At 74.7% G+C, this 13,706-nt stretch carries 10 protein-coding genes; 5 read left to right on the top strand and 5 right to left on the bottom strand.

The window, feature by feature from the left end:
- Positions 1–36 precede the first annotated feature (36 nt).
- Positions 37–678 carry an RICIN domain-containing protein gene (locus Dvina_RS16215; protein ID WP_223103304.1) on the bottom strand — a complete coding sequence of 214 codons (642 nt, stop codon included), beginning with the start codon at positions 676–678 and terminating at the stop codon, positions 37–39.
- Positions 679–1,070: 392 nt separating this feature from the next.
- Between Dvina_RS16215 and Dvina_RS16210 the strand changes: the two genes are divergently transcribed.
- Positions 1,071–1,433: a hypothetical protein gene (locus Dvina_RS16210; protein WP_223103303.1), complete on the top strand. Its 363-nt coding sequence runs from the start codon at positions 1,071–1,073 to the stop codon at positions 1,431–1,433.
- 416 nt (positions 1,434–1,849) lie between these two features.
- Here Dvina_RS16210 and Dvina_RS54250 read toward each other — a convergent pair whose 3' ends face one another.
- Positions 1,850–3,334: a histidine kinase gene (locus Dvina_RS54250; RefSeq protein WP_246656252.1), complete on the bottom strand. Its 1,485-nt coding sequence runs from the start codon at positions 3,332–3,334 to the stop codon at positions 1,850–1,852.
- A 161-nt stretch (positions 3,335–3,495) separates the two neighbouring features.
- Here Dvina_RS54250 and Dvina_RS16200 point away from each other — a divergent pair, with 161 nt between their 5' ends.
- Together Dvina_RS16200 and Dvina_RS16195 are read left to right on the top strand one after the other, a co-directional pair.
- A complete protein-coding gene (locus Dvina_RS16200; protein WP_223103302.1) occupies positions 3,496–6,909 on the top strand; it encodes an Hsp70 family protein in 3,414 nt (1,137 codons plus the stop codon).
- A gap of 77 nt (positions 6,910–6,986) precedes the next feature.
- A complete protein-coding gene (locus Dvina_RS16195; protein WP_246656251.1) occupies positions 6,987–8,267 on the top strand; it encodes a multidrug effflux MFS transporter in 1,281 nt (426 codons plus the stop codon).
- Between the two features lie 175 nt (positions 8,268–8,442).
- On the opposite strand, the gene Dvina_RS16190 is transcribed toward Dvina_RS16195, so the two are convergent.
- The gene (locus tag Dvina_RS16190) at positions 8,443–9,435 is read right to left on the bottom strand and encodes a S66 family peptidase (RefSeq protein WP_246656542.1); all 993 of its coding nucleotides are present in this window, start codon (positions 9,433–9,435) and stop codon (positions 8,443–8,445) included.
- 92 nt (positions 9,436–9,527) lie between these two features.
- Between Dvina_RS16190 and Dvina_RS16185 the strand changes: the two genes are divergently transcribed.
- Both Dvina_RS16185 and Dvina_RS16180 read left to right on the top strand, forming a co-directional pair.
- A complete protein-coding gene (locus Dvina_RS16185) occupies positions 9,528–10,295 on the top strand; it encodes a DinB family protein (RefSeq protein ID WP_223103301.1) in 768 nt (255 codons plus the stop codon).
- A complete protein-coding gene (locus tag Dvina_RS16180; protein ID WP_380028925.1) occupies positions 10,292–10,666 on the top strand; it encodes a hypothetical protein in 375 nt (124 codons plus the stop codon). The genes Dvina_RS16185 and Dvina_RS16180 overlap by 4 nt, the downstream gene beginning before the upstream one ends.
- 221 nt (positions 10,667–10,887) lie before the next feature.
- On the opposite strand, the gene asnB is transcribed toward Dvina_RS16180, so the two are convergent.
- Both asnB and Dvina_RS16170 read right to left on the bottom strand, forming a co-directional pair.
- Positions 10,888–12,642, bottom strand: coding sequence for an asparagine synthase (glutamine-hydrolyzing) (gene asnB, locus Dvina_RS16175; RefSeq protein WP_223103300.1), 1,755 nt, complete (start codon positions 12,640–12,642; stop codon positions 10,888–10,890).
- Positions 12,643–12,674: 32 nt separating this feature from the next.
- Positions 12,675–13,631, bottom strand: a complete 957-nt coding sequence (locus tag Dvina_RS16170) for an ADP-ribosylation family protein (protein WP_223103299.1) — start codon at positions 13,629–13,631, stop codon at positions 12,675–12,677.
- Positions 13,632–13,706 lie beyond the last annotated feature (75 nt).

The following is a 13,706-nucleotide window of genomic DNA, read 5'->3' as shown; positions in this document are numbered from 1 at the left end:
GGCATCCGCGCGACGCCGCCGCCGGCCCCTGGGCGATCAGCTGGCCAGCAGGGTGCCCCAGCTGACGAGCTGCTGGTTGGAGCGGCCCGTGCACGTCCACTGCTGGATCATCGTGCCGTTGCCGGTCTGCCCGCCCATGGCGTCCAGGCACTTGTAGAGACCGACCCGGTACGCGCTGTACGGGCTCACGTTGTACGTCGGCCAGCCCGGCGGCGAGGTCACCGGGGTCACCATCCACAGCTGCGCGGCGATCGCATCGATGGAGCCGGAGCCGCACGGGTACTGGTCGACCGCGGCGCCGGATGCGGTGGAGCCGTCGCGGACCTCCATGCACTGCTGGCTGCGCAGGTTGATGATCTGGTACAACGCCCGCTGGATGCCGAACTCGCCCGCCGGCGGCGCGTAGCCGTAGAGGTGCGAGCGCCACTGCTGCTCCAGGGCGCCGGAGCAGGACCAGAGCTGGATGCGGGCATTGGGCTGCAGCGGGCCGTCCTGCTGACGGACGTCCAGGCACCGGTAGCCCGACGTGAGCCAGTCGCTGTACCGGACACCGATGACACTGTTCGGAGTGTCCGCCTGCGCTGCCGGGCCCGGCACCAGGACCACCATCGTCGCGACGACGAGCGTGGCGGCCGCGGTGATGACCCGCCCGAGCCAACTGCTTGATCGAATGTTCATGTGCATGGCCACTACGGCGTTCCATCCGGTTCCATCACCGCCCGCGCCGCCCGACCACGACCCGCCCGCAGCCCGGGCCCGGCCGTCACGTCACCGCCATGACCGGGTCGTCGACCATGCGGAAACCGGCGACACCAACACCCCACCCGGCGCTCGCTGGCCCAGCAGTCCAGTGGGGGTCGCGGATGCCGCAGGCGCGGGCAGCCCCACGCACCCGGCGTCTGCGGGCGCGGACCGCATGGCGATCCGGCCTGGTCGATGACGCACCGGGTGAGGCCGCAGCGGAGCCAGAGATGCGAGCCGGTGCCTGATGAACCGGCCGTTGGAGGCCGTCCCGGGTGCGGTGGCGGTGGCATGTCTGAGGACCGGCGGGAGCGGGTATGCCCGCAGTCATGTCCAGCTACACGGTCAACCCGGCCGCGGTGCAGCGAGCCAGGCGCCTGATCGACGCGAAGCAGTACGTGCTGGAGAGCGACTGGCGCGAGTCCCAGCCGCGGGCCGACGACGAGAACGCGTATCTCGGCCGGCACTCGTGGGCCGAGTACGCCGAGTGGCACCTGGCCCTGACCGACGGCGCGACCGACGAGACAAAGGCCCGCTACGCGTTCGTGTACGGCGACCTGCGGCGCGTGCACCGCACCGCCCTCATCGCCTGCGTCTACCGGGCCGCCGAGTGGCGGCACAAGGCGGTCGAGCTCGCGGCCCACGACCTGCTGCAGCGCCTCGACAAGGCGGCCGGCATCGGCGTCGACTGACCTCGCCGCCCAGCTGACCTCCCCGTCCACGTGACTTCCCCGTCCAGCTGACCTTCCCGTCCACCTGACTTCCCCGTCCACCTGACTTCCCCGTCCGGCCGACTCGCCGTCCGGCTGACCTCGCCGTCTGGCTGGGCTCCCTGTTTGGCGGGCCGACCGCCCCGGCCGGCCGGCTCACCGCGGACGTCCGCAGCGCCCGGGCGCCGCGGGAGTCCATGGCGCCATCGGCGGCGCGGAGTGGCGGTTTGTCGGGTCGGGTGCGGGTGGCCGCACCGGCGCGGGAGGCCACGGCACCATCGGCGGCGGGGAGCAGTTCGTTGCGCCGGGCGCGGGTGGTGGCACCGGCATGCGGGGTTCGCCTGAGGTGAGTGCCGGGTCCGGACGGATCGGGTGAGTGCTGAGCCAGGGCGGGAGGTTCAGGCGCGGGGTAGGACGGCGGTGACGGTCCAGCCCTGGACGGGGTCCGGGCCGGCCGAGCAGGTGCCGCCGACCATGCCCGCGCGCTCCATCATCCCTATCAGGCCGAAGCCGCCGGAGCGGCTGGAGCGGGCCGGGGTGGGGTCGCCGTCGTCGGTGACGCGGAGGCGGACCTCGGCGGCGTCGGCTTCCACCATGACCTGGATGAGGGTGGCGTTGCGGGCGTGGCGGCGGGCGTTGGTGACGGACTCCTGGGCCAGGCGGAACAGGGTGGTGCCGATGGGCGCCGGCAGGTCGCTGACGTCACCGCTGATGTCGACGTCCACGGCGGGCCCGGCCCGGTGGGCGTCGGGTGTGGCCTGCCGGTCGGACTGGCGGTGCATGTCCGGCGCGAGCCGCGGGTCCGTCTGGCGGTGCAGGTCGGGCGGGCGGTGGGTGTCGGGCGTGGGCTGCCGGTCGGCCGAGCGGTGCGTGTCGGGCGTGGGCTGCCGGTCGGCCGAGCGGTGCGTGTCGGGCGTGGGCTGCCGGTCGGCCGAGCGGTGCGTGTCGGGCGCGAGCCGCGGGTCCGTCTGGCGGTGCAGGTCGGGCGGGCGGTGGGTGTCGGGCGTGGGCTGCCGGTCGGACGGGTGGTGCGTGTCCGGCGCGAGCCCGGGGTCGGTCTGGGGGTGCGGGTCGGTCTGGCGGTGTGCGGTGGGCGTGGGGCGGCGGTCGGCCAGGCGGTGCAGGTCGGCTACGCCGGGGGTTGGGGTCAGGTCGGCGGGCTCGTCGGTGCGTAGGACGCGGACGATGCCGCGCATCTCGGTCAGGGCGCGGCTGGCCTCGGACTCGATGAGGCGGAGGGCGTCGGTGGCGGCGTCGGGGTTGAAGGGGGCGGTGGCCAGGCCGGCCTGGGCGCGGATGATCATGGCGGAGACGTGGTGGGCGACGGTGTCGTGCAGGTCGCGGGCCAGGCGCTCGCGCTCCAGGAGCTTGACCTGGTCCAGTTCGCGGGCGCGGGCCCGCGCGCGGTAGCGCACGGCGGCGCCCAGGGCCGTGACCGCGAACAGGACGCCGAAGCCACTCAGGGTGGCGTTCCAGGTCGCGTGGCCGAACAGCCAGCCGGCCAGCAGCTTGGCGGTGATGATCCCGGCGCCGATGACGGCCTGGCGGCCCGAGCCCCAGCGGGTCAGGGCGTAGCCGAGGATCAGCACGAACCCGAACGAGTTGAGGCCGAGATCGCGGCCGTTCACGAACGGCGCCACCCCGCACGCCCCGAACGCGACGCCGATCGCGAGCAGCGGCCGCGTCCGGCGGATCAGCAGCGTCGGGACGACGAGCAGCGCGACGGCGCCGACGAACCACCGGTCGGGCAGATCCGGCCGGCTGAGCACCTCCAGGACCACGGCCAGCAGGAACCCACCGGTGAGCACCCAGTCGCGCCACACCCGCCCGGGTGCGCCGACCGGGCCCGGCTCGTCCCAGAAGGAGCGCAGTCGAGCGAGCACGCCCTCATGCTATTCGGACACCCGACGGCCCGGATCAGTCCAAAGTACGAGGGCGATTTGTCCGGTGTACTGCAAGTGCGCCCGATTGCACCGCAAGGCACCCATCCGTCATCCCGGTTCTGTGGCCTTTGACCCGCTTTGGTCGTATTAACTTGGTAAGCGTGGGGGGCTACCACCTGGGGATCGACTTCGGCACCGCGCGCACCGCCGCGGTGCTGGTGCGGCCGGACGGACGGCGCGAGCAGCTGCTGCTCGAGCCCTCCGCGGTGTGCCTGGACAACGCGCCCCACTTCGTCGCCGGGCACGCCGCCTGCGAGGCCGGCTCCGCGAGCCCCGACCGCTTCGAGCCGTACCCCCGGCAGAGCATCGACAGCGGCTCCGTCGTGCTCGGCGGCGTCGAGTGCCCGGTGCGCAGCCTGTTCGCGGCGGTGCTCACGCACATCGCCGCGGCCGCCCGGCGCGTGGTCGGCGGCCCCGTCAGCAGCGTCGCGATCACCCACCCCGCCCACTGGCACCGCCCGCAGATCCAGCTGCTGGAGAAGGCGGCCGCCCTGGTCGGCCTCCGCCCGCTGCGGCTGGTGCCGGAGCCGGTCGCGGCCGCCCTGCACGCGGACGAGGCCGGCATCATGGGGCTTGCCGACGGTACCGCCGCCGTAGTTTTGGATCTTGGAGCGGGCTCGGCCGACGCCGCCGTCGTGCAGCGGACCGGGCGGACCGTGACGGTGCTCGCCTGCGCCACCGTGCCCGAAGCGGGCGGCCTGGCCCTGGACGCGGCGATCCTGGCGCACCTCGGCTCCACGTTCGCGCGGCGCAAGGTGTGGCGGTGGAAGCCCGACCGCGCGCTGCTGGAGGGCGCGCGGGAGGGCCGCGAGGAGCTGACGTTCGTCAAGGCGGCCACCATCCCCGTGCCGTGGTCCGCGTCGGGCATGCCCCTCACCCGCACCGAGTTCGAGCACCTGGCCCGTCCGGCGTTCGAAAAGGCCATGCACGCGGTCGCCTCCCTGGTCGCCGGGGCGGCGGTCCCGGACGTGGCCGGCGTGCTGCTGACCGGCGGGCTCGCGCACACCCCGCTCGTCACCGAGGTGCTCGTCCAGACGCTCGGCGTGCTGCCGGTACACCTCGACGGCCCGATCCTGGCCGAGGGCGCCCTCCTCGCCGAGCCGTCACCCGTCCCGCGGCGCCCGCGCCCGCTGACGCCCGACCGGTCCGCGGCCATCGCCCCGTCTGCGGCACCGCCGCCCTTCGCCGCTTCCCCCGCCTACACCGGCCCGCGCGTGGACCCCAACGACCTCTGGGCCGCCCTCCAGCAGCAGGGCGCGGCGCCGGGCCAGCCAGCGGCCCCGCAGCGGGCCCAGTTCCGCACGGTCACGCCGACCGGCTCGTCCACGGGTTCGGCGCCGGGCTCGCCCGCCGGCGGCGCATGGGCGGCTTCGGCGGCGGCCGGGGCGGAGGCGGCGAACGCCTGGGCGGACAGCGCGCGGGCCGGCTCAGGAGCCGCGCCGGGCGCTGCCTCCGCGGGCTCGTTCGGTGTCGGCGGCCCGGATGCGTTCGACGCCGTCGATGCGCACGGCCAGTCGCCGGGCCCAGGCCTCGCGGCGATCGACAACGACCCCTGGGCGGCGCTGCGCCGGGAGAGTGCGGGCGCACCGAGGGTCTCGACCCCGTGGCGGACCGGCTCCCCGTCCGGCGCCGCCACCCCGTCGAGCACCGGCGGCGCGGCCGCTGCGCCGGCGCCCGCGGCCGGTGCGCGGCGGTCCGGCCGGGTCCTGTACGACGCACGGGCCGCCGCCGCAGCCGCCGCGCCCGCGCCTGTCGCGCCCGCGCCCGTCGCGCCCCCGCCGACGGCTCCGGCCCCGGTGGTCGCCGCGACCCAGCCGCAGGCGGCGCCGGGCCGGGCCAAGCAGCTCGAACCCTGGGAGATCCGGGCCGAGCTGTGGGTCCTCGAGCAGGACAAGCCGTGGCGGTTCGAGAAGGAGCTGAAGGCGATCCGGGCGGAGTGCCGGGCCGCCGAGATCGAGTACCGCACGGTCCGCGCCGACCTCGTCTCGATCGCCAACGAGGTCATGGCCCTGCGCAGCGAGATGGACCTGGCCGAGACCGACCTGGACGCCGCCGCCGTCGGCCTGCGCAGCGCCGGCTCCGAACTGGACGTGTTCGAGGCCGAGCTCGACCTCATGGTGACCAAGTTCCGCACCCTCCGCGAGGCCGAGGAGTCCGCCAAACTCCCCGCCGCCCCGGCACCGGACCCCGAGCCAGAGCCGGAGCCAGAGCCCGAACCGGCCCCCGTCGCGGTCGTCCCGGAGCCCGAACCGGAACCTGAGCCGGAACCGATCGCCGTCGCGGTCGTCCCGGAACCAGAACCAGAACCGGAACCGGTCCCCGTCGCGGTCGTCCCGGAGCCTGAACCAGAGCCAGAACCGGCGCCCGAACCGATCGCTGTCGTTGCGGAGCTCGAACCCGAACCCGAGGCTGAGCCTGAACTGGAGCCGGTCACCGAGGAGCCCTGGTCCGCCCCGCAGCCCGAGGCCGTCGAGGAGGCCCCGGACGAGGTCGAAGCGGAAGCGGAGGCGGAGCAGGAGGACGACGCGTTCGTCCCCTGGGCCGCGGTGTCCGGCAGCGAGGCCGTCGACGAGCCCGACCTCCTCGCGACCCTGCGCGCCCTCACCGAACCCGAGCCGGACCCGGAGCCCGAGCCTGAGACGGAGCCTGAGACGGAGCCTGAGACGGAGCCGGAGGCTGAGACGGAGCCGGAGGCTGAGGCTGAGATCGAGCCGGAGCCGGAGGCCGAGGCAGAAGCTGAACTGGATGCTGAGCCGGACGACCACTACGAGCTCGATGACCTCGACGAATCGGACGGATCGGCCGAGCCCGCGCCCGTCCACGCCGCCGTGGCACCAGCCGAGGTTGAGGGTGAGAGCGGGGCGACGGCCACGCGGGTCGAGCCGGAGCCGGACGCCGAGGACTTCGGGGCGCTCGTGCGGGTCGTGCGCAGGTACATGCAGTCGGCGCGCCGCGGCGCGCTCGCCGATCCGCTGGAGCCGGACGGTGAGCAAGGCCCGGAGGTCGAGCCGCCGCTGTCCGACGTCGCCGTGTCGCCCGCGCCGCGGTTCCCGGCGCCGAAGCTCACCCTCGCCGACCGCTCGCGCAAGGAGGCGCGGGCCCGGGCGTTCCGCTGGCGGTGGGCGAAGTCGCAGCCGAAGGGCGGGCCGGACGCCGGGCCCAAGCCGGACGCCGGGGCGCGGCCGGACGGCAAGCCCAGAAGGCACCGGCGGCGCAGGCTCAGCCCGCCGGTCAGCGCCGCGCTCACGCTGTTCGTGGCGCTCGTCGCGCTCGGCTCCGGTACCGTCGTCGCGCTCAAGATGACCGGCTCCCTGCCGGAGCGGGACTTCGAGGTCGGCGAGTGCGTCGCGCAGACCGCGGACCGGGCCACCGTCGTGGACTGCGACGCCCGGGGCGCATTCGAGATCATCAAGGAGATCCCGCGGGCCGAGCGCTGCCCCGACGTCAACCAGCCGTTCGTGATCAAGGACGGTTCGCAGTACTGCCTGGTGCCGGTGCCGGCCTCGCGACGGTAACGGCCGGATTCGCGTGATCACCGTTACCTTTCGGGTAAAGCGGAAGACATCGGCAGTGCCGTGGCTTGTACTGAGTCGTGGCCGAGACTGCGACAACGACCCGACCCGGTGCCCCGACCTCACCCGGTGAGCTCCTGCCGACCTGGCGGCGGTTCCGCCTCGTGCTGCTGCTCGGCTTCCTGACCGCACTCGGGCCGCTGACCATCGACATGTACCTCCCCGCGCTGCCCACGATCACCGATGACCTGCACGCGACGGCGGCCGCGGTGCAGCTCACGCTCACCGGGACCCTGGCCGGGCTGGCGCTCGGGCAGCTGTTCGTCGGGCCGCTGTCCGATGCGTTCGGCCGCCGGGTGCCGCTGCTGGCCGGGATCGCCGTGCACGTCGTCGCGTCGGTGCTGTGCGTCTTCGCGCCCAACCTGGTGATGCTCGGGACGCTGCGGGTGCTGCAGGGCCTCGGCGCGGCGGCCGCGTCGGTGGTGGCCACGGCCGTCGTGCGGGACCTGTTCAGCGGCAACTCGGCCGCGCGGCTGCTGTCCCGGCTGATGCTCGTGGTCGGGGTCGCGCCGATCCTGGCCCCGACGATCGGCGGGTTCGTGCTGCGGGTGACCGAGTGGCGGGGTGTGTTCGTCGTCCTGGCCGCCGCCGGGCTCGCGATCCTGGGCACCACCGCGTTCGCGCTGCCGGAGACGCTGCCCGTCGAGCAGCGGCGCCGGGGCGGGCTCGCGGGGACGGTCCGCGACTACGGGCGGCTGTTCGCCGACCGCGCCTACGTCGGGCTGATCCTGGTCGCCGGGCTCGGGATGGCGTCACTCATCGCGTACGTGAGCGGGTCGAGCTTCGTGTTCCAGGACGAGTTCGGCCTGAGCCAGCAGCAGTTCGCGTTCGTGTTCGCCGGGGGCGCGGTCGGGCTGATCGGGGCCTCCCAGGTGAACATCCAGCTGCTGCGCCGCTGGACGCCGCAGCGGATCCTGGCCGCCGCGCTGCTGACCGGGGTCGCCGCCGGCGCCCTGCTGCTCGTGCTCGCCCTCACCCACACGGGCGGCCTGCTCGGGGTACTGCTGCCGCTGTTCACCGTGCTCGCCATGGTCGGCCTGGCCATGCCGAACGCGCCCGCCCTGGCCCTGTCCCGCCACGGCGAGGCCGCGGGGACCGCCGCCGCCCTGCTCGGGGCCACCCAGTTCGGCGTCGGTGCGCTCGCCGCCCCGCTCGTCGGCGTCCTCGGCGTGGGCGCTGTCGCCATGGCGATCGTCGTCTTCGGCGGGATGGTCGCGGCGATCCTCACCCTGTACGTCGTCGTGCGCCCCCGCCGCCTCCCCACCGACACCATCGAACCCACCGTCGTCGTCGCCCACTGACCGGCGGCCCCCGGCGATCGAAGGCGCCGCATCGAGCCCACCGTCGTCGCCCTCTGACCGGCGGTCCCCGGCGATCGAGGGCGCCGCTCGGCTGCGTGCAGGGCCCGCGGCCGGGCGGCCACGCTCCCGGTGGGCGTCGCGGGGCCGTGGCGGCTGTGGAAGTACCCCCGAAATGTCAGGAAAAGTCGGCGAACACCCGGCGGGCGGCGCCGTCGACGGTCACCAGGCCGCCGTGGGGCAGCACCCACTGCGGGCGGGTGTGGCCGAACGGGATGCCGACGCAGATCACGGCGTCCGGGTTGTAGGCGGTGACGACCTCGACGACCCGGTCGCGCTGCTCGGCGCGCAGCCGGTCGCGCTCGGCCGGATCGGGCCGGCGGGTGAAGTCGGAGACCGGCGGGCGGGCGAGCAGGACCGCGTCGACGGCGGCGAGCAGGCCGCGCTCGCCAAGTGCGCGGACGATCCACGCCACCTCGCGGGCCGCCAGCAGCTCCTCGGAGGTCTCGATGAGCAGGACGCCGCCGTCGAGAGCGTCCGGCGGGAACGGGAACCGCCCCGCGGTCAGCACCCACTGGAGCACCTCGATGCAGCCGCCCCAGGTGCGGCCGGTGACCGAACGTTCGGGGCCGTACCAGTCCCAGGGGGCCGTCGCCGTCCGTTCGCCGAACGCGGTGAGCGCCCGCGGGTCGTCCCAGGGCACGCCGATGTCCTCGGACTCGCCGGGGTCGGTGAGCTCCAGGCGTTCGCCGGTGACGAGGGCGGCCCGCAGCGAGCGGGCGTGGATGTCGTCGACGGCCGGGCCGGGGCCGAGGTGGACCTGCGTGGAGCCGCCGTAGAAGCTCGCGATGCCCTGGGTCCAGAGCCACTGGTGCAGGTTCGAGTTGTCGCTGTAGCCCACGAACGGCTTCGGATCGGCGCGGGCGAGCTCGGGGTCGAGGTGCGGCACCACCGTGATCTGGTCTTCACCGCCGACAACGGCGTGGATCGCCCGGATTCGCGGGTCGGCGAAGGCGGCGTTGATGTCCTCGGCCCGCGCCTGCGGTGTCGCCCCGAGCCGGCGGGTCGTGGGGAACTCGACCGGTTCGAGCCCGGTGACCTCGGCGAGGCGCACCATCGCCCGCTCGTGCACGGCGGGAAACAGCGCGGGCGCGGCGAACGACGGCGACAGGACGGCGATGCGGTCCCCGGGCCGGGCCTTGGGCGGATGGACGAGTTCGCGGGTCACGGGTGTCGATTCAAGCACGCTGTTACCGTCGATGCATGACCGATTTCTCCGGTGCCGACCTCAGCGGTGCGCAGTTCACCGACGTCACCCTGCACGGTGCGCAGTTCACCAACGTCGACCTGTCCGGCGTGCAGATGCGCGGCGTCGACCTGAGCGGCGGGCACCTCATCGGCGTCGACCTGTGCAACACGGTCATCAGCGGCGACGTCGAGGGCCTCGTCATCAACGGAGTCGAGGTCGGCCCGCTTGTCGAGGCCGAGCTCGACCGCCGCGAGCCGGAGCGGGTCAAGATGCGCCCGACCACGCCCGAGGGTTTCCGCGAGGCCTGGGACATCATCGAACGCCGATGGGCCGAGACCGTCGAGCGCGCCCGCCGGCTCCCGGCGCAGCGCCTGCACGAGTCGGTCGACGGCGAGTGGTCGTTCATCGAGACCCTGCGCCACCTCGCGTTCGCGACCGACTGCTGGGTCCGCCGGGCGATCCTCGGCGACCCCGCACCCTGGCACCCGCTTGACCTTCCGTGGGATCAGATGCCAGACACGCCGGGTGTACCGCGGGACCGCACCGCCCGCCCCACGCTCGACGAGGCGCTCGCCCTGCGCCACGACCGGATGGCCACCGTACGCGCCCTCATCGACGGGGCCACCGCCGAGTCCCTGGCCGCGCGCACGACCCCGGTGCCCGGCCCGGGCTGGCCGCCCGCCGGCTCCCGCGTGGTCGCGGACTGCCTGCGGGTGGTGTTGAACGAGGAGTGGCACCACCGCGCGTTCGCCGAGCGCGACCTGGCCGTCCTGGAGGCGTGAGCCCCATGTGGCGGCGCGGCGTGACGGTCCTGCTCGTCGTGGTCCTCCTCTACGGCGGGGTGGTGCACGTGTACCAGCTCGCCACCAGCGGCTGGCCACCGTACGCGTGGGCACCCCCGTGGCTCGCCGCGTACTTCACCGCGCTGACCGCCCTCGACCCGCTCGCCGCCTTCCTGCTCTGGCGCCGAAGGCCGACCGGCGCGTATCTGGCCGCCGCGGTCCTCGTCACCGACGCGCTGGCCAACGCCTACGCCACCTACGCCCTGCTCGATCCGGACCCAATCGCCCGCCTCGCCCAGGCCGTGATCAGCGCCCTCGCCCTCATCGCCGTCGCCGCCGCCCCGGCCCTCCATCGCCGCCCGGCGCCCTGATGACCACGCGCGGCATCGCCGGCCACCGGCAACGACGCGACCGCGACGGCCCACCACCGGGATGGTCGCCGACCGAGCGCGCGATGTGGTCCGCGTACCGCCACGGCGACTGGTGCGATCCCCCGCCCGGCGCGGAGGCGGTCGTGCGCGCCGAGATCCGCGGCGGTGTGCACCTGGCCGGCACCCGGGTCACCGATCCCGGGCCGCGGCCGGGCGGGCGCTCAGCCGGCCTTGACGTCGAGGGTGACCGGCAGGCGGCGCAGCCAGTGGTCGAGGCCCAGGATCAGCTCCACCGCCCGGCGGCCCGCGTCGTAGGCCGGTGGGGCGATCGGGCCGACCACGAGGTGCCAGGCGCGCTGGACGTCCAGCAGCGGCCGGACCGGGCTTGTCGAGTCCTCCAGGACCTCCAGGAGCTGGGAGCGCAGGGCCAGCTCGTACTCGGGGCCGGTCGGCGCCGGGTACGGGCTCTTGACCCGGTCCCGGGCCGCCGGTGGGACGTCGGCGGTGACGGCCTCGCGCAGCAGGCGTTTGCCGTCGGCCGGCCAGGGGATGTTGGCGACGTACTCGACGAGGCGGTGGTCGCAGAACGGCACGCGGGCCTCCACGCCGCAGGCCATGCTCATCCGGTCCATGCGGTCCAGCAGGATCGGCAGGAGCCGGGTCAGGTGCAGGTGGCGCTGCTCGCGGACCCGGTCCGCGGCCGCATCGCCGCTGCGCTCCACTTCGGACAGTGCGTCGCGGTAGGCGGCCGCGCGGTACGCGTCCAGGTCCAGCGCGCGGCCCAGGTCCGGGTCGAGCACGTCGGTGGGCGGGCCCGCGGGGTCGGCCCGGACGGCGTGGGGTGCGGTGAGCCACGGGAACGTGCCGGTGGCGCCCCACCACGGGTACCCACCGAACAGCTCGTCGGCCGCCTCGCCGGTCAGTGCGACTGTGGACCGCTCGCGGACGGCCCGCATCAGCAGGTACAGCGAGGTGTGGAACGCGCCGAGGCCGGTCGGCAGCTCCAGGGCCTGCAGGGCGGCGGCGCGGTTGACGGGATCGGCCAGCGCGGCCGGGGTGACGGCGACCTCCTCGTGCTCGGTGCCCAGGTATTCGGCGGCGGCCGCGGCCGGGGCGGCGTCGACCGGCTCGGCCAGGCTCACCGTCCGAAGTGGACGCGGGGCGAGGGCGGCGACCGCCGTGGAGTCCAGGCCGCCGGAGAGCAGCGCGCAGACCGGCACGTCGGCCCGGGACTGCTCGGCGACGGCGGCGGCGAGCAGCGTCCGGACACTGTGGACGGTGGTGCGGTGGTCGTCGCGGTGCTCGGCCGGGCGCGGCTGCCAGTAGCGTTCGGTGTGCACGCCGGAGCGGTCGACCCGGACCAGCTCGCCCGGGCGGACCTCGCGCAGGTCGCGGTAGACGGCGTGGCCGGGGGTGCGGACCGAGGCGAGCAGCTCGCGCAGGCCGTCGAGGTCGACGCGCAGCCGGGCCAGGGGGTGCGCGGCGATGGCCTTCGGCTCGGAGGCGAACAGCACGCCGGCCGGCTGCGGCAGGTAGTACAGCGGCTTGACGCCCATCCGGTCGCGGACCAGCAGCAGCGTCTCGCGGTCGGCGTCCCAGAGCGCGAAGGCGTACATGCCCTCCAGGCGGGTCGTGAACGCCTCGCCCCAGCGCAGGTAGGCCCGCAGGACCGCCTCGGTGTCGGTGCCGGTCCGCCCGTCCAGCCCGAGGCGGCGGAAGTTGTAGGTCTCGCCGCCGTAGGTCAGGGCCGCCCGCACCCGGCCGCCGCGCAGCGCGAGCATGGGCTGGGCCCCGTGGTCCGGGTCGAGTACGGCCAGACGGCGGTGGCCGAGAGCGGCGTGCTCGGTGAGCCATACGCCCTCACCGTCCGGCCCTCGCAGGGCGAGAGCGGCCGTCATCGCCCGGAGCACGGCGGCGTGGCCCCGCAGGTCACCGTCGAAGTCGACCCAGCCCGCGATCCCGCACTCCTCCAGCATATGCGCAGGTCAGGGCGGATAACCGGCAATGCTCAGAAGACGTCGACCGAGCGCAGATCCCGGTTCGCGTGGTGGACCTCCACGATCTGCGCGAGGGCGTCGCGGCCCAGGGCCCGGTACGCCCCGGTCAGCAGCTGCGTCGACGCGGCCCGGTACTCGTCGGCGTCGAGCCAGTGCAGCTCCCCGCCCACGACGAGTGCGAGCGCGGGGCGGCCGGCGGCCAGCTCGGCCCGGGCCGCCGCGATGATCGGCGCCGCCGCGGCCGGGTCCCGGTACGTGTCGAGCCGCTGCCCCGACGCGGCGGCCCGCGGGTCGCCGGCCGACTCGGGCAGCACCGGCCCGATCGTGATCGCCACCCGCGGCCGCGCCGCGTGCGCCCACCGGATCTCCCCGTCGGCCGCGAGCGCCGCCGCGTCGGCCTCGGCGTAGGCGTCGAGGGCGGCCTCGAGGGGCTCGAACGGCGGCATACCCTCGTAGTGCTCCGGCCCGTCCAGCTCCACGTCGCGCTTCGCGTCGGCCAGCCGGACCCGGATCTCCTGCAGCAGCGTCGGCGCGCGGTGGGTCCAGGTCTCGGCCGAGTCCCGCGCGTAGTTGTAGGCGACGAAGCTGGGCAGCTCGGCGGGGTCGTCGTACCAGAGCCCGAAGTGCAGCCCGTCGGTGTCGCCGCCCATGACGGTGACGAACTCGGCGGGGTCGCGCCGGAACCGGTACTGCAGCCGCTCGTCGAGCCCGTCACGGGTGGTGCGGTCCAGACCACCGTCCGCGAAGTACTCGGTGATCCCCCACGGCGACAGGCCGAGCCGCTCGCCGAGGCACGCGGCGGCGTCGTGGGAGAGCCCCTCCCAGAAGGCGGCGAAGACTGCGAGGTGCCTGGGCAGCCTGAGGGAGTACACCCGCCGGAAATGCTCCTCGACGCGAGGAAAGCGCGCCTCCATGGTGGCCAGTGCCACCGCCGGTGCGATGCCTTCGGGTGTCCGGTGCTTGCGCATCCGACCTTGATACCAGGTGCCGGGCCGGTCAATGCACCTGACCGGGTCGGCGGGGGCCGATCCGGTCGGGTGGGT

It is taken from the genome of Dactylosporangium vinaceum (assembly GCF_019904175.1).
Taxonomy (GTDB): Bacteria; Actinomycetota; Actinomycetes; order Mycobacteriales; family Micromonosporaceae; genus Dactylosporangium; species Dactylosporangium vinaceum.
The sequence above is the reverse complement of the archived record's forward strand: the minus strand, read 5'-3'. Positions and strand labels throughout refer to the sequence as shown.

Coding starts and splice junctions, on each gene's coding strand:
- Dvina_RS16215 (WP_223103304.1), bottom strand. CDS start 678: ATGAACATTCGATCAAGCAGTTGGCTCGGGCGGGTCATCACCGCGGCC.
- Dvina_RS16210 (WP_223103303.1), top strand. CDS start 1,071: ATGTCCAGCTACACGGTCAACCCGGCCGCGGTGCAGCGAGCCAGGCGC.
- Dvina_RS16185 (WP_223103301.1), top strand. CDS start 9,528: ATGACCGATTTCTCCGGTGCCGACCTCAGCGGTGCGCAGTTCACCGAC.
- asnB (WP_223103300.1), bottom strand. CDS start 12,642: ATGCTGGAGGAGTGCGGGATCGCGGGCTGGGTCGACTTCGACGGTGAC.
- Dvina_RS16170 (WP_223103299.1), bottom strand. CDS start 13,631: ATGCGCAAGCACCGGACACCCGAAGGCATCGCACCGGCGGTGGCACTG.